The sequence below is a fragment of the Streptomyces sp. NPDC046900 genome, assembly GCF_040644975.1.
In the GTDB taxonomy this organism is placed as follows: domain Bacteria; phylum Actinomycetota; class Actinomycetes; order Streptomycetales; family Streptomycetaceae; genus Streptomyces.
In genome coordinates, this window is sequence record NZ_JBEYXD010000026.1 from 48,430 (window position 1) to 63,059 (window position 14,630).

General features: G+C 69.9%; 8 protein-coding genes. 5 read left to right on the forward strand and 3 right to left on the reverse strand.

Going from position 1 to position 14,630, the window contains the following annotated elements; translation table 11 throughout:
- Positions 1-105 precede the first annotated feature (105 nt).
- The gene (lon, locus tag ABZ904_RS24535) at positions 106-2,532 is read right to left on the reverse strand and encodes an endopeptidase La (RefSeq protein WP_361825490.1); all 2,427 of its coding nucleotides are present in this window, start codon (positions 2,530-2,532) and stop codon (positions 106-108) included.
- Between the two features lie 263 nt (positions 2,533-2,795).
- Between lon and ABZ904_RS24540 the strand changes: the two genes are divergently transcribed.
- Positions 2,796-3,590: a GNAT family N-acetyltransferase gene (locus tag ABZ904_RS24540; protein WP_360995549.1), complete on the forward strand. Its 795-nt coding sequence runs from the start codon at positions 2,796-2,798 to the stop codon at positions 3,588-3,590.
- A gap of 26 nt (positions 3,591-3,616) precedes the next feature.
- On the opposite strand, the gene ABZ904_RS24545 is transcribed toward ABZ904_RS24540, so the two are convergent.
- On the reverse strand, positions 3,617-4,390 hold the full coding sequence (locus ABZ904_RS24545; protein ID WP_359400969.1) for a rhomboid-like protein: 774 nt from the start codon (positions 4,388-4,390) through the stop codon (positions 3,617-3,619).
- 270 nt (positions 4,391-4,660) lie between these two features.
- Here ABZ904_RS24545 and ABZ904_RS24550 point away from each other — a divergent pair, with 270 nt between their 5' ends.
- The 4 genes from ABZ904_RS24550 (at position 4,661) to ABZ904_RS24565 (ending at position 11,392) form a co-directional block, all read left to right on the forward strand.
- Positions 4,661-5,347 carry a spermidine synthase gene (locus ABZ904_RS24550; RefSeq protein ID WP_359400966.1) on the forward strand — a complete coding sequence of 229 codons (687 nt, stop codon included), beginning with the start codon at positions 4,661-4,663 and terminating at the stop codon, positions 5,345-5,347.
- Positions 5,348-5,459: 112 nt separating this feature from the next.
- Positions 5,460-6,197: a response regulator transcription factor gene (locus ABZ904_RS24555; protein ID WP_359400963.1), complete on the forward strand. Its 738-nt coding sequence runs from the start codon at positions 5,460-5,462 to the stop codon at positions 6,195-6,197.
- Positions 6,194-7,300, forward strand: coding sequence for a HAMP domain-containing sensor histidine kinase (locus tag ABZ904_RS24560; protein ID WP_359400960.1), 1,107 nt, complete (start codon positions 6,194-6,196; stop codon positions 7,298-7,300). The genes ABZ904_RS24555 and ABZ904_RS24560 overlap by 4 nt, the downstream gene beginning before the upstream one ends.
- 282 nt (positions 7,301-7,582) lie before the next feature.
- Positions 7,583-11,392: a multifunctional oxoglutarate decarboxylase/oxoglutarate dehydrogenase thiamine pyrophosphate-binding subunit/dihydrolipoyllysine-residue succinyltransferase subunit gene (locus ABZ904_RS24565; RefSeq protein ID WP_359400957.1), complete on the forward strand. Its 3,810-nt coding sequence runs from the start codon at positions 7,583-7,585 to the stop codon at positions 11,390-11,392.
- Positions 11,393-11,596: 204 nt separating this feature from the next.
- Here ABZ904_RS24565 and fxsT read toward each other — a convergent pair whose 3' ends face one another.
- A complete protein-coding gene (gene fxsT / locus ABZ904_RS24570; RefSeq protein ID WP_360995556.1) occupies positions 11,597-14,608 on the reverse strand; it encodes an FxSxx-COOH system tetratricopeptide repeat protein in 3,012 nt (1,003 codons plus the stop codon).
- Between the last annotated feature and the right edge of the window lie 22 nt (positions 14,609-14,630).

The following is a 14,630-nucleotide window of genomic DNA, read 5'->3' on the forward strand; positions in this document are numbered from 1 at the left end:
CAGAGTGCAGGCCCCCGCCGACGGCCGACGTCCCCTGAGCGGTCGCACGGGAAGGCCCGGGCCTCCCTCACGGAGCCCGGGCCTTCTTTCATCCCGCGACGTCCGTCACGCCGCCGCGGGAACCTCGGGCGCCGCGTCGTTCGTGGCCGACGCGAGCGCCAGTTCGAGGACCTGGCGGACGTCGTTGACGGCGTGGACGTCGAGCTTGTCCAGCACCTCCGCCGGCACGTCGTCCAGGTCGGGCTCGTTGCGCTTCGGGATGACGACGGTCTTCACACCCGCCCGGTGAGCGGCGAGCAGCTTCTGCTTCACCCCTCCGATGGGCAGGACACGGCCGGTGAGCGAGACCTCGCCCGTCATCGCCACGTCCGTACGCACCAGGCGGCCGGACAGCAGCGAGGCGAGTGCGGTCGTCATCGTGACGCCCGCGCTCGGTCCGTCCTTGGGGACCGCGCCCGCCGGGAAGTGGATGTGCACACCCCGGTCCTTCAGGTCGCCGACGGGCAGCTCCAGTTCGGCGCCGTGTGAGCGCAGGAAGCTCAGCGCGATCTGCGCCGACTCCTTCATCACGTCGCCGAGCTGGCCGGTCAGCGTCAGGCCTGCCGCGCCCGTCTCCGGATCGGCCAGCGACGCCTCCACGTAGAGGACGTCACCGCCGGCGCCGGTGACCGCGAGACCGGTCGCCACGCCGGGGACCGCCGTGCGCCGCTCGGCCGGGTCCTGGGCGGACTCGGGCACGTGGTGCGGACGCCCGATCAGGCCGCGCAGATCCTCGTCGCGGACGGTGAAGGGCAGCTCCTTCTCGCCCAGTTCGTGCTGGGCCGCGACCTTGCGCAGCAGCCGTGCGATCGACCGCTCCAGGTTCCGTACGCCCGCCTCCCGGGTGTACTCGCCGGCGAGCTTGCGCAGCGCGCCCTCGTCGAGCGTGACCTCGCCCTTGTTCAGCCCTGCCCGCTCCAGCTGGCGCGGGAGCAGGTGGTCGCGGGCGATGACGACCTTCTCGTCCTCGGTGTAGCCGTCGAGGCGGACCAGCTCCATACGGTCGAGCAGGGCCTCCGGGATGGCTTCGAGGACGTTCGCCGTCGCGAGGAACACGACGTCGGACAGGTCGAGTTCGACCTCGAGGTAGTGGTCGCGGAAGGTGTGGTTCTGGGCCGGGTCGAGAACCTCCAGCAGGGCGGCCGCCGGGTCGCCCCGGAAGTCGGAGCCCACCTTGTCGATCTCGTCGAGCAGGACGACCGGGTTCATCGAGCCGGCCTCCTTGATGGCGCGGACGATACGGCCGGGCAGGGCGCCGACATAGGTACGCCGGTGACCGCGGATCTCGGCCTCGTCGCGTACGCCGCCGAGCGCGACCCGCACGAACTTGCGGCCCATGGCGTGCGCCACCGACTCGCCGAGGCTCGTCTTGCCCACACCGGGCGGCCCGACCAGGGCGAGAACGGCACCTCCGCGCCGCCCGCCCACGACCCCCAGGCCGCGGTCGGCGCGCCGCTTGCGCACCGCCAGGTACTCGGTGATCCGCTCCTTCACGTCCTCGAGGCCCGAGTGCTCGGCGTCCAGGACGGCCTTGGCGCCGAGGATGTCGTATGCGTCCTCGGTGCGCTCGTTCCACGGCAGCTCCAGCACCGTGTCCAGCCAGGTGCGGATCCACGACCCCTCGGGCGACTGGTCGCTGGACCGCTCCAGCTTGTCGACCTCCTTGAGCGCGGCCTCGCGGACCTTCTCCGGCAGGTCGGCGGCCTCGACCCGGGCCCGGTAGTCGTCGGACTCCTCGCCCTCCTTCGCGTCGCCGTTCAGCTCGCGCAGCTCCTTGCGGACGGCCTCCAGCTGACGGCGCAGCAGGAACTCGCGCTGCTGCTTGTCGACGCCCTCCTGGACGTCCTTGGCGATGGACTCGGCGACGTCCTGCTCGGCGAGGTGCTCGCGCAGTTGCTCAGTGGCGAGCTTGAGCCGGGCCACCGGGTCGGCGGTCTCCAGCAGGGCCACCTTCTGTTCGGTGGTCAGGAACGGCGAGTAGCCGGAGTTGTCGGCGAGCGCGGAGACGTCGTCGATCGCCTGGACACGGTCCACGACCTGCCAGGCACCGCGCTTCTTCAGCCAGCTGGTGGCGAGCGCCTTGTACTCCTTGACCAGTTCGGCGACCTGGCCGGGCAGGGGGTCGGGAACGGTCTCGTCGATCCTCGTGCCCTCGACCCACAGCGCCGCACCCGGCCCGGTGGTCCCGGCGCCGATCTGCACACGGCCGCGGCCGCGGATCAGGGCGCCCGGGTCGCCGTCGGCCAGCCGGCCGACCTGCTCGACCGTGCCGAGCACACCCGTGCCCGCGTACGTCCCGTCAACACGAGGAACCAGCAGAACCCTGGGCTTTCCGGGCTCCGACCGGGCGGCGGCCTGGGCGGCCTCGACCGCAGCGCGCACCTCGGAATCACTCAGGTCCAGCGGAACCACCATGCCGGGCAGCACGACCTCGCCGTCGAGCGGCAGCACGGGCAAAGCGAGCGGTGTGAACGCCGTGGACTCAGCAGCCATGATCTCCCCTTCGGCAGTCAAGTTGAGCTACACGGACTCAATGTCCAGGAGGATTCGATTGTTCCCCAGGAGACGTTCGCTCTGAGCGATCAGGCCTGCCACCTCCGTTGACGGCACGTCAGGCCGGGTGGGAAGCGATGCCGATGTCGTCCCAACGCCCTCGGGAGCGCAACGCTTCCCGGCCGAACGGCCCTCGTGCCCGCGCACCGCCGGGCAGCTCAACCGTCCGGCAGTCGCCCCGCCGCCCGCCGTACGGTCTGCTCATGACGGAATCGGAGATCCTTCTCGCCGCCTACGACGACCAGATGCGCGGTGCCCCGCCGAGCCCTCCCGCAGGAGTCGCCCACGAGTACGACGGTCCGCTGCTGCGGATCGTCGGCCAGTTCCGTGGGCTCGTCAGCGGGCCGCGCGACCTCGGGGTGTACGGGGCCGAGCTCGACCGGCTGATCGTCCGGCAGCGCGACTACTTCGCCGCCCGCGGCGAGGCGGTGGAGTGGAAGACGCGCGGGCACGACACCCCGGCCGACCTCGTGGACCGGCTGCGCGCTGCCGGCTTCGTGCCCGAGGACCAGGAGACGGTGGTCATCGGGCGAACCGCGGACCTGGCGGTACGGCACCCGGTCCTCCCGGAGGGCGTCACGCTGCGCCGCGTCACGGCTGAGGCGGACATGCGCCGCATCGCCGCCATGGAATCGGCCGTCTGGGGAGAGGACTGCGGCTGGCTCGCGGACGACCTGACCGGCCGGGTGGCCGCCGCGCCGGACGAGATCGCGGTCCATGTGGCCGAGGCGGACGGGGAGGTCGTCTCGGCGGCCTGGCTGGTGTTCCGCGAGGGGACCGAGTTCGCGAGCCTGTGGGGCGGCTCGACGCTGGTCCGGTGGCGGGGCAAGGGGATCTATCGAGCGCTGGTCGCGGTGCGTGCGGCCCTCGCGGCGGAACGCGGCGGCCGCTACCTCCAGGTGGACGCCTCCGACGACAGCGCCCCGATCCTGCGCCGTCTGGGCTTCCGGGCGGTGACCACGACGACGCCCTACGTGTGGACACCGCCGGAGCGCTGACCGAACCGGCGGACCGGCGGGAGCGGCTACCGGGCGGGGGCGGCCTCCTGGGGCCTCTTCCGCCACCGCCGCACCAGCGGCCACATGGCGATCCCGATGGCCAGGGACATCAGATGGCCCCAGTTGCTCAGGGGGTCCGTGAACGCGACGAGGTCCTGGAGCAGTATGCCGCCGAACACGATGAGCACCGCCCAGCGCAGCCATGGCCGCAGCAGGCCGGTCAGTGCGCCGAGGCTCGCCGCCACGCCGAAGCTGATGCCGTAGTCGAGGCGGTGCAGGGAGCTGTCGGGCAGTTCGCCGACCAGTACCCACAGACCGACCGGGAGCTCGGTGGCCAGGGTCGCGAGCACGTGCCCGAGCAGGAAGACGACGACCGTGCGCCGTCCTCCTATCCGCCGCTCGAGCGCGGTCAGCACGAGCAGGAAGACCAGCGTGTACGACGAGGTGACCCCGCCCGCGATCCACAGCGCGCTGGCGATGAGCACCGGCACCGGGGTCCGCACCAGATGGGCGACGTCGGTGCTGGACTGCTGGTACAGGGTGTGCACCAGGGCCGGGTCGGCGTACGCGGCGAAGAGCGAGGTGACGGCGAGGACGGCGGCGTACCCGAAGGTGAAGGGGGTGGCCACGGGGTTGGGCAGGAGCAGCCAGGGACGCGGCCCCGCCTTCGGCGCGGGCGGGCAGAGGGCCGGAAGGGCCGGCTGGGATGCCGTGCGCTGGCGCGGCATGCCGTCAAGGAATGGCGCGCCCGTCCCCGGGGCCGTGAACGTGGCGTCAGCCGCCGAGACCGTGCGTTCCAAGGCGCGGCGCTCCTTCCGTCACGCACCACCCTTGGCGTCGCAGGGGTCGCTGTCTATGACCGACGCCACCACCGTCCCGATTTCAAAGCAACTTCTCAGACGCCTCGCGCGTCCGGCGCAACCGCGCGAACGGATGTTCGCGCCCTAACGGCGGTCGGGCCAGGTCACGACGCTGAGCGCGCCGGGTTCGGCGCACCGAGCCGGGGAACGGCGTACCCTCCCGACCAAAATCGGTCGTCAGCAGCAGATCGCGTCACCAGAATGTGACCCATGGCTCATCCGTACGACACCTACGACGCCCCAGAAGTGCTCGACCGCCGCTCGGGCCCCTACGGCGAGGTGGTGCTGCGGCGCCAGGGCGGACTGCTGCAGATCATCGCCAACGGCTGCTTCCTGATGGACACCTCCGACGGGCGCTCGGAGCGGCTGCTCGTCGACGCCGCCCGCGACGCCCTGGACCACCGCCCCCGGCCCCACGTGCTGATCGGCGGACTCGGCGTCGGCTTCTCGCTCGCGCACGCCGCGGCGGACACCCGCTGGGGAGGGATCACGGTCGTCGAACGGGACCAGGCCGTCATCGACTGGCACCGCGACGGCCCGCTGTCCGCCCTGACCGCGGACGCGCTGGCCGACCCGCGCACCCGCCTCCTCGCAACGGATCTCGTCGCATACGTCAATGAGACATCGGACACGTACGACGCACTGTGCCTCGACATCGACAACGGGCCCGGCTGGACCGTCACCGACGACAACGAAACCCTGTACTCGACGGCAGGACTGGCAAGCTGCGCACGCCTGTTGAGGCCCGGAGGAGTACTCGCTGTATGGTCGGCACAACCCTCTCCGGAATTTGAAGGAACCCTCTGGAATGCCGGGTTCCAGCAGGTCCGTACCGAAGAGGTCCCGGTTGCCCGGGGCGTTCCGGACGTCGTGCATCTTGCTGTCAGACCTGGATAGCCGACCGGCGGTAACTCCCCGTACGCTGCATCCCTGACGCGGATCATTCAAGCGTCAAACGCAGTCATGGGATCACCCCACGGATTCCGGAAAGCAACCCCAGGGGCGGGCGATGGAGCAGACACACACCGCACACAACGGCACGACGGCGACCCCGGGCGCGCAGCGGCGGGTTCTGGTGGTCGAGGACGACCAGACGATCGTCGACGCCATCGCCGCCCGCCTGCGCGCCGAGGGATTCCTCGTGCAAACGGCCGGCGACGGCCCGGCAGCGGTCGACACGGCCGAGGCCTGGCAGCCCGACCTGCTGATTCTCGACATCATGCTGCCGGGCTTCGACGGCCTGGAGGTCTGCCGCCGCGTGCAGGCACAGCGCCCGGTACCGGTGCTGATGCTCACCGCGCGCGACGACGAGACGGACATGCTGGTCGGGCTCGGCGTCGGCGCCGACGACTACATGACCAAGCCGTTCTCGATGCGGGAACTGGCGGCGCGCGTGCATGTGCTGCTGCGCCGGGTCGAGCGGGCCGCACTGGCCGCCGCCACCCCGCGCACCGGCATCCTGCGCCTCGGTGAACTGGAGATCGACCACGCACAGCGCCGGGTCCGGGTGCGCAGTGAGGACGTCCACCTCACGCCCACCGAGTTCGACCTGCTCGTGTGCCTGGCGAACACCCCGCGCGCGGTCCTGTCCCGCGAGCAGCTGCTCGCGGAGGTCTGGGACTGGGCCGACGCCTCCGGCACCCGCACCGTGGACAGCCACATCAAGGCCCTGCGGCGGAAGATCGGCGCGGAACGCATCCGTACCGTGCACGGCGTCGGCTACGCGCTGGAGACCCCGACGCCATGAGCGGCGAGCCGTCGCCACGGAGAGGCCCCGGGGAGCCCTGGGGCGGCGTTCGCCCGTTCTCGGTCAAGACCAAGCTGGGCGCACTGGTCGTCATCTCGGTGCTGATCACCACAGGTCTGCTGCTGATCGCGGTGCGCACCGAGACCGAGCTCCGCTTCATCACGGTGTTCTCGATGATCGCCACCCTGCTGATCACGCAGTTCGTGGCCCACTCGCTCACCGCTCCGCTCGACGAGATGAACACGGTGGCCCGGTCCATCTCGCACGGCGACTACACCCGCCGGGTGCGTGACACACGCCGGGACGAGCTGGGCGACCTGGCCCACACGATCAACCTGATGGCCGACGAGCTCGAGGCCCAGGACCGACAACGCAAGGAACTCGTGGCGAATGTCTCGCACGAGCTGCGCACGCCCATCGCGGGACTGCGCGCGGTGCTGGAGAACATCGTCGACGGGATATCGGCCGCCGACCCGGAGACGATGCGCACGGCGCTGAAGCAGACGGAACGGCTCGGGCGCCTGGTGGAGACCCTGCTGGACCTCTCCCGCCTGGACAACGGCGTGGTTCCGCTGAAGAAGCGCCGCTTCGAGGTGTGGCCGTACCTCTCGGGCGTCCTCAAGGAGGCCCAGATGGTGTCCTCCGCTCGCGCGGGCATCGCCTCGGGCTCCGGAACCCACACCCGTACCGATGTCCATCTGCATCTGGACGTGACCCCGCCGGAGCTGACCGCGCACGCGGACCCCGAGCGCATCCACCAGGTCGTGGCCAACCTGATCGACAACGCGGTCAAGCACAGCCCGCCGCACGGGCGCGTGACCGTGAAGGCGCGGCGCGGGACGCACCCGGAGTCGCTGGAGCTCGAGGTCCTGGACGAGGGTCCCGGCATCCCCAAGTCGGAGTGGCACCGGGTCTTCGAGCGCTTCAACCGCGGAGCGGTGAACCGGCCGCACGGGCCGGGCAGCGACGGCGGCACGGGCCTCGGCCTGGCGATCGCCCGCTGGGCGGTCGAGCTGCACGGCGGCCGGATCGGGGTGGCCGAATCCCCCCGCGGCTGCCGGATCCAGGTCACCCTTCCGGGAGAGCCATCCGCGTCCGGTTGACGTAAAGTTCAAAGCGGAGCCACAAGATCCATACACGTCCCCGCTGACGGACACGTGTGATCAGGCAGAGGCCCGCGCATCCCCCGCGCCGGGCCGGGTCCGCCGTATCCGCCGAGAACCGGAACCCACCTTGTTTCCCGCCATTTCCAGCCCCGAAACACGCTTTCCGGTGTGACTTACACGACGATGAACCGGCCTGACCTGACCTTCGCGGTCGGGGAGGCGTAGCCTTTATTCCCGCTGTCCAATCACCTTGTGAAGCGGAAGAGGGCGGTTGCCGCCGTGTCGCCACAGTCCCCCAGTAACTCGAGCATCTCCACCGACGACCAAGCCGGGAAGAACCCCGCGGCCGCGTTCGGTCCGAACGAGTGGCTCGTCGACGAGATCTATCAGCAGTACCTCCAGGACCCGAATTCGGTAGACCGTGCCTGGTGGGACTTCTTCGCCGACTACAAGCCGGGAGCCCCTGCCTCCGCGGCCGGTACCGCGGCCGCGGGGGCCGCGGAGACCACCGTGTCGGCCCAGGCCGCGCCCGCCGCCCAGGCTGCCGTTCCCACGGCTCCGGCCGCGCCGCCGGCCCCGGCCGCTCCTGCGCAGCCGGCCGCCGCCCCTGCCCCGGCGAAGGCCGCGCCCGCCGCGAAGCCCGTCGCCGCACCCGCGGCTGCCAAGCCCGCCGCGGCGCCCGCACAGCCCAAGAAGGACGAGGCTGTGGCCGAGGCGCCCCAGGGTCCTGAGCTGGTGACCCTGCGCGGCCCGTCAGCCGCCGTCGTGAAGAACATGAACGCCTCGCTGGAGCTGCCCACGGCCACGTCCGTGCGCGCGGTGCCGGTGAAGCTGCTCTTCGACAACCGCATCGTCATCAACAACCACCTCAAGCGCGCCCGGGGCGGGAAGATCTCCTTCACGCACCTGATCGGCTACGCGATGGTCCAGGCCATCAAGGCCATGCCATCGATGAACTGGTCCTTCGCGGAGAAGGACGGCAAGCCGACCCTGGTCAAGCCTGAGCACGTCAACCTCGGCCTCGCCATCGACCTGGTGAAGCCGAACGGTGACCGCCAGCTCGTCGTCGCGGCGATCAAGAAGGCCGAGACGCTCAACTTCTTCGAGTTCTGGCAGGGCTACGAGGACATCGTCCGCCGCGCCCGCGACGGCAAGCTCACGATGGACGACTTCACCGGCGTGACGGTCTCCCTCACCAACCCCGGCGGCCTCGGCACCGTCCACTCGGTCCCGCGCCTGATGCCCGGCCAGTCGGTGATCATGGGCGTCGGCTCGATGGACTACCCGGCGGAGTTCCAGGGCACCTCCCAGGACACCCTGAACAAGCTCGGCATCTCCAAGGTCATGACGCTCACGTCGACCTACGACCACCGGGTGATCCAGGGCGCCGCCTCCGGCGAGTTCCTGCGCGTCGTCGCCAACCTCCTGCTCGGCGAGAACGGCTTCTACGACGAGATCTTCGAGGCCCTGCGCATCCCCTACGAGCCGGTCCGCTGGCTGAAGGACATCGACGCCTCGCACGACGACGACGTCACCAAGGCCGCCCGCGTCTTCGAGCTGATCCACTCCTACCGGGTCCGCGGCCACGTCATGGCCGACACCGACCCGCTGGAGTACCGCCAGCGCAAGCACCCCGACCTGGACATCGTCGAGCACGGCCTCACCCTGTGGGACCTGGAGCGCGAGTTCGCCGTCGGCGGCTTCGCCGGCAAGTCGATGATGAAGCTGCGCGACATCCTCGGTGTGCTGCGCGACTCGTACTGCCGCACCACCGGCATCGAGTACATGCACATCCAGGACCCCAAGCAGCGCAAGTGGATCCAGGACCGCGTGGAGCGCCCGCACACCAAGCCGGAGCGCGAGGAGCAGCTGCGCATCCTGCGCCGGCTGAACGCGGCGGAGGCCTTCGAGACCTTCCTGCAGACCAAGTACGTCGGCCAGAAGCGCTTCTCCCTGGAGGGCGGCGAATCGGTCATCCCGCTGCTCGACGCGGTGATCGACAGCGCGGCCGAGTCCCGTCTGGACGAGGTCGTCATCGGCATGGCCCACCGCGGCCGTCTGAACGTCCTCGCGAACATCGTCGGCAAGTCCTACGCGCAGATCTTCCGCGAGTTCGAGGGCAACCTCGACCCGAAGTCGATGCACGGCTCCGGCGACGTGAAGTACCACCTGGGCGCCGAGGGCACCTTCACCGGTCTCGACGGCGAGCAGATCAAGGTCTCGCTCGCCGCCAACCCGTCCCACCTGGAGACGGTCGACCCGGTCATCGAGGGCATCACCCGGGCCAAGCAGGACATCATCAACAAGGGCGGTACGGACTTCACGGTCCTGCCGGTGGCGATCCACGGCGACGCGGCCTTCGCGGGCCAGGGCGTGGTGGCCGAGACCCTGAACATGTCGCAGCTGCGGGGCTACCGCACGGGCGGCACGGTCCACATCGTCATCAACAACCAGGTCGGCTTCACCGCGGCCCCCGAGTCCTCGCGTTCCTCCATGTACGCGACGGACGTGGCCCGCATGATCGAGGCCCCGATCTTCCACGTGAACGGCGACGACCCCGAGGCGGTCGTGCGCGTCGCGCGTCTGGCCTTCGAGTTCCGCCAGGCGTTCAACAAGGACGTGGTGATCGACCTCATCTGCTACCGCCGCCGCGGTCACAACGAGTCGGACAACCCGGCCTTCACCCAGCCGCTGATGTACGACCTGATCGACAAGAAGCGCTCAGTGCGCAAGCTGTACACCGAGTCGCTGATCGGCCGCGGCGACATCACGCTGGAGGAGGCCGAGCAGGCGCTGCAGGACTACCAGGGCCAGCTGGAGAAGGTCTTCACCGAGGTCCGCGAGGCCACGTCGCAGCCGGTTTCGGCCGCGACGCCGGAGCCGCAGGACGGCTTCCCGGTGGCGGTCGACACGGCCGTGTCCGCCGAGGTCGTCAAGCGGATCGCCGAGTCCCAGGTCAACATCCCCGACTACTTCACCGTCCACCCGCGCCTGCTGCCGCAGCTGCAGCGCCGGGCGGCCATGGTCGAGGACGGCACGATCGACTGGGGCATGGGCGAGACCCTGGCCATCGGCTCGCTGCTCCTCGAGGGCACGCCGGTCCGCCTCTCCGGCCAGGACTCCCGCCGCGGCACCTTCGGCCAGCGCCACGCGGTGCTGATCGACCGCCAGACGGGCGAGGACTACACCCCGCTGCAGTACCTGTCGGAAGACCAGGCGCGCTACAACGTCTACGACTCCCTGCTGTCCGAGTACGCGGTCATGGGCTTCGAGTACGGCTACTCGCTGGCCCGCCCCGACGCGCTCGTGATGTGGGAGGCGCAGTTCGGCGACTTCGTCAACGGCGCGCAGAGCGTCGTCGACGAGTACATCTCGGCGGCGGAGCAGAAGTGGGGCCAGACGTCCGGCGTCACCCTGCTCCTCCCGCACGGCTACGAGGGCCAGGGCCCGGACCACTCCTCGGCCCGCCCGGAGCGGTTCCTGCAGCTCTGCGCCCAGAACAACATGACGGTCGCGATGCCGACCCTGCCGTCGAACTACTTCCACCTCCTGCGGTGGCAGGTGCACAACCCGCACCACAAGCCGCTGGTGGTCTTCACGCCGAAGTCGATGCTGCGCCTCAAGGCCGCCGCGTCGAAGGCGGAGGAGTTCACGACGGGCCAGTTCCGCCCGGTCATCGGCGACTCCTCGGTGGACCCGGCCGGAGTCCGCAAGGTCGTCTTCACGGCGGGCAAGGTCTACTACGACCTCGAGGCCGAGCGCCAGAAGCGCGGTGTGACGGACACGGCGATCATCCGTCTCGAGCGCCTGTACCCACTGCCGGGTGCGGAGCTCCAGGCCGAGATCAAGAAGTACCCGAACACCGAGAAGTACCTGTGGGTCCAGGAGGAGCCGGCGAACCAGGGCGCCTGGCCGTTCATCGCCCTGAACCTCATCGACCACCTGGACCTGGCGGTCGGCGCGGACATCCCGGCCGGCGAGCGCCTGCGCCGCATCTCGCGCCCGCACAGCTCGTCCCCGGCCGTGGGCTCGGCGAAGCGCCACCAGGCGGAGCAGGAGCAGCTGGTGCGTGAGGTGTTCGAGGCGTAAGCCTCGGAGCACAGCTGACGAAAGGGCCCGGCCCCGGGGGTTTCCCGGGGCCGGGCCCTTTCGTCGTGCGTCCTCGATGGCCTGGTCGGCACGCCCACGGGTCTCGCCGAGGTAGTTCCCCTCTGGTGCACGCAGGTTGAGAGAGCCGGGGGTCCTTCCCCGGGGCCGCGCGCGGTCAGACGCACCGGGGAAGGCCGCGATCGGTCACGAGGTCTGGGGCTCGAAATCCCAGAACGGACGGGTGCGGGCGCGTGCCGAGACGGTGTGGACGTGCTGCGGGCCCAGCGTCGCCGCAAGGTCCGACAATGCTTCCTGCTCCAGCTTCTCGGCCTGCTGGCGGTCCCGTACGGAGCGGAGGTCGGCGGCCTGGGCGATACGGGCGGAGAGCGTCAGCGGGTGCGTCCGGCCGAGCACCTCGGCGGCCCGGGCGGCGGTGACCTTGCTGAGTTCGGCCGCCGAATCGGGATCACCGACGAGGCTGCGGAGGGCCGATGCGTTGATCGCACAGCCCAAGGCCCAGGGGTGGCTCTCCCCCACGGCCGTGGTCATGTCGGTCAGAGCCTGTTCGACCAGGACATGGGCGTGATCACGCTCCCCCACGCCCCGCAGGATCAGGGCGTGGTTGGCACGGGCTCCCGCGACGAACGGGTGTCCTTCGGCGAGCATGACCTCGTAGCGAGCGATGGTGGCCTCACTGAGCTCGCGGGCCCGGTCGATGTCGCCGTGCTCGCGTGTGAAGCAGCTCTGGCTGGTGGCGTACCGGAGGGTCTCGGGATCCGTCTCACCCAGAACGCGCTCAGACCGCTCCAGCACGTCGGCGAAGAGTTTCCCCGCCACCTCACGGTCGCCCCTGCGGTAGTGGCAGAAGGCGAGGTTGTGCTGAGCTTTCAACGTGTAGGGGTTGTTCGCGCCCAGCACGTGGAGCTGTTCCTCGACGTTCTTCGCCTGGATCGACTCCGCCTCGGTGTAGCGCCCCAGAAGACGCAGGTCGATGGCGTAGGACATCTCGGAAAAGAGCGTCCATGGATGCCGTGCCCTCAGTAGCAGGCGCCTCGCTTCGAGGGTTCGGCGGTCGATTTCCAGGGCCTCTTCGTACCGGCCGAGCAGCACCAGCGTGGCGCCGACGTTGTTCTGCGCGTTGAGGGTACGGGAGTCCTGCTCGCCGAGGAGTTCGCGATAAGCCGTCAGAAGCCAGTGCGAGAGTTCCAGCGCCTCGTCGTAGCGGCCCAGGCCGCGCAGGTCGGCGGCGAGGCCGCCCGCCGCGCGGAGGTGCTCCAGATCCTGCGGCCCACGCTCCTCCCGCAGGTGGTCGACGGCAATACGCTCGATGGCCTCCGTACGGCCGTAGTCACCGACCGCGCGCAGCAGGTTGGCGTAGTGGTAGGTCAGTTCCCAGATGCGGGGGTGGGTCTCCCCCAGCAGCGACCGCCAGGCTTCCAGAGCGCGCTCGCCGAGTTTGATCCCGGCCTGGTACTCGCCCGAGAAGAACATGTAGCGAAGGCAGTTGAAGACCAGACGCTGAATGGCCGGGTCCGTGCTGTTGAGGACGTCCGCGTACTTCAGGTGCGGGACGATTTCCGCGTACACGGGCCACAGTTCCGGGTCCGTCGGCCTGCGGGGGTCCGCTGCCGCCAATGACTGGCGTACCACCTCGATGAACTCCTCGCGGTCCTCGTCCGGCATGTCCTTGCCGACGATCTGGTGCACCATGCGGTGCAGATACAACGACTCGCCAGAGGCCGCCGCGTCGTCGGAGGTCGTGTCGTGGGACTCCAGGCGGACGACAGAGTACTGGCGCAGCTGGTTGATCGCTTTGTTCCACAGGAGCGGGTCGTTGAGCAGTCCCGCGACCTGTTCGGGCAGCTCGTCGTGCGGCATCTCCTTGAGCAGTCGCACGGGGATGAATCCTGGCGCGAAGAACGTGCACAGGCGCAACAGGTCCACGGACTCCGGGACCGTCTCACGCAGCTTGTTCAGCAGTATCGACCACGCCGTCTGGAACGCGAGCGGGAAGTCCGCCGACACCTTGACCACGTCCTGGTCGATACCGCCCTCCAGGAGGGCGATGTAGTCCTCGACCGACAGGTCGGAGTCGTTCAGCCAGCCGGCCGTCTGGTCCAGCAGGAGCGGCAAGTCCTCAAGGGCCTCGGCAAGCTGGTCGGCCTCGGCCTCGGTGAGCCGCGGTGCACGGCGGCGGACGAAGGCCACGGACTCGTAGCGCTCGTACACGGGCACCTCCAGCAGCTTGCTGTTGTGCTCGGTCCACTCCGGGTTCCGTGAAGTGATCAGGACATGCCCGGGGCCGGTCGGCACCAGGTCCCAGATCTGGTCCGGCTCGTCGGCCCCGTCCAGGACCAGCAGCCAGCGCGCGTACGGGTCGCCCCGGCGCAGCGAGTCGCGGACGGCGCGCAGGCGCTCACCGTATTCCTGCCCCGTCGCCAGCCCCAGTTTCGGAGCGAGTTCCGCGAGGACGCGGCGGTAGCTGACTCTCTTCTCGGCGTTGACCCACCACACCACGTCGTACTCGGAGCCGAACCGGTACACGTACTCCGCGGCCAGCTGCGTCTTGCCCACGCCCGACATGCCGTGCAGCGTCACGACTCCCGCGCCGGGCTCGGCGCTCTGGAGGACGTGGTAGGCGTCGTTCAGCAGCGACTCCCGGCCGGTGAAGCGCGTGTTGCGGCGCGGGACACCGCCCCAGACCTCGGGCATGGAGGCGGGGAAGCGCGGCCCGCGCCGGGGACCGTTCGTGGAGCCGGGCAGCGGAGCGGTCGGCAGGTCCAGCCGGTCCAGCATCCGGCGCTCGGCCTCTTCGGCACCCATGTTGGTGAGGTCGACGGCGGCGAGCACCGCGGCGGCCACCGGCACGGTGTTGGTGGTGACCGACACGGCCGCGAAACGAGAGGGCTCGGGAGCCACGACCTTGCGCAGGGCAGCGTTCCATTCCTCGTGGGTGCGCGGACCCAACTGGAAGTACCACTCGCTGACGATGATGAGGATGCGGCCCTCGGCGAGCTTCAGGTCGCGCAGGAGGTCCTCGAGGGGGACCTCCGAAGGGGAGTCCCAGCGCAGGTAGACGACACGAAGCCCGCGGCGCTCGAGCCGGTCACCGATCCAGGCAGCCCAGGCCCGGTTGAACCCGGCGAAGCTGATCGTGACGGTCTGCTTCCTGGCCCCCTTCTCGGTTGATCCAACCGGCGTATGAGTTCCAGACATGCAGCGGCCTCCCTGCGCGTCA

What these genes read in the sequence shown, in the direction of transcription:
- ABZ904_RS24555 (WP_359400963.1), top strand. Translation starts at nt 5,460, where the DNA reads ATGGAGCAGACACACACCGCACACAACGGCACGACGGCGACCCCGGGC.
- ABZ904_RS24560 (WP_359400960.1), top strand. Translation starts at nt 6,194, where the DNA reads ATGAGCGGCGAGCCGTCGCCACGGAGAGGCCCCGGGGAGCCCTGGGGC.
- ABZ904_RS24540 (WP_360995549.1), top strand. Translation starts at nt 2,796, where the DNA reads ATGACGGAATCGGAGATCCTTCTCGCCGCCTACGACGACCAGATGCGC.
- fxsT (WP_360995556.1), bottom strand. Translation starts at nt 14,608, where the DNA reads ATGTCTGGAACTCATACGCCGGTTGGATCAACCGAGAAGGGGGCCAGG.
- lon (WP_361825490.1), bottom strand. Translation starts at nt 2,532, where the DNA reads ATGGCTGCTGAGTCCACGGCGTTCACACCGCTCGCTTTGCCCGTGCTG.
- ABZ904_RS24550 (WP_359400966.1), top strand. Translation starts at nt 4,661, where the DNA reads ATGGCTCATCCGTACGACACCTACGACGCCCCAGAAGTGCTCGACCGC.